This window comes from Burkholderia sp. APQ4-4ca (genome assembly GCF_057837105.1).
The window spans coordinates 1-1,062 of the sequence record NZ_JBYQCG010000209.1 but is presented as its reverse complement, the minus strand read 5'-3'; the positions used below and the strand labels follow the sequence as shown (position 1 = coordinate 1,062).

Here is a 1,062-nt window from a genome sequence, read left to right as displayed (position 1 = left end):
GAGGTCGCTCGCAAGATGGGTCTCGCGTGCCTCACGGCCGTCGTGCGCCGGCACGTGCCGACGGACGGCGATGCAGGCGGGGCGCGCGACGACACGTGGTGGCTCGATTCGCTTTCCGTCGAGTCGCTGCTGAGATTGCTCGAGCGTCTGGACGCGCACTATGACGTGAAGGCCGTCTTTTGCTATGCGGGGCAGGCGTCGGCCCATGGAGAGGTGGGCGCGGTGGTCGCCGACGTTTGCCGGATAACCGGCCGAGTCCATTCTCCGTCGGCGGCCGTCGCCGCCTGCAACAACAAATTCCTGATGCGTGCGGCGCTGGAGGAACGGGGGGTACGGTCGATTCGACACGCAATGTGCAGCGATGTCGACGCATTGCGAGAAGCCGCCGACACAGTGGGCTATCCGCTGATCGCGAAACCGCCTTACGGCGCGGGCTCGGCCTTTACCGCCAAGTGTCGCGACTGGAACGAATTGCGCGATCACTATCAGCGATTTACCGCGCAACATGATCAGGCAGTGGTTTCGGACTACTACGGCATGCCGCACGACGTCCACACCCGTGACGGTGCCCCGATTCACTATGAGCCGGGCAAGAGCATTCTGCTTGAACAGTACATCGACGGCGTCGAAGGCAGCGTCGAATGTGTGATCGTCGACGATCAGGTTTATCCGGTGCTGATCAACGAAAAACTGATCCTGACGGAGAAGCGCGGCACGGTGCTGGAAAACCTGTTGATCTCGCCGCCGGTGTCCTTTCCGGCGCCCGCGATTGCCGAGATCAATCGGTATGCGATCGATTGTCTCGAAGCGATCGGCCTGCGCAACGCGATCGTGCACCTCGAGTTCCGTCTGTCGCCGACCGGCCCGATCGTCATCGAGATCAATCCGCGGCTCGGCGGACTGTATGTGAACGCGGCGCTCAAGGACATCGCGGGCCTCGACCCGTACGAGTTCTATCTGCGGATGCTGACACGGGCTTCCGGGCTGCACGAACGCCTGCGAAGCGCCTGCGAACGCGCGGCGGACGGGCGTCAGCATTACTCGATGTTCGCGCTGTTTCCA

At 62.9% G+C, this 1,062-nt stretch carries 1 protein-coding gene; it reads left to right on the top strand.

The features are described 5' to 3' along the window. Positions 1-54 precede the first annotated feature (54 nt). The coding region (locus tag AC3IFE_RS21490; RefSeq protein ID WP_489191883.1) for an ATP-grasp domain-containing protein at positions 55-1,062 on the top strand (1,008 nt) is incomplete at its 3' end.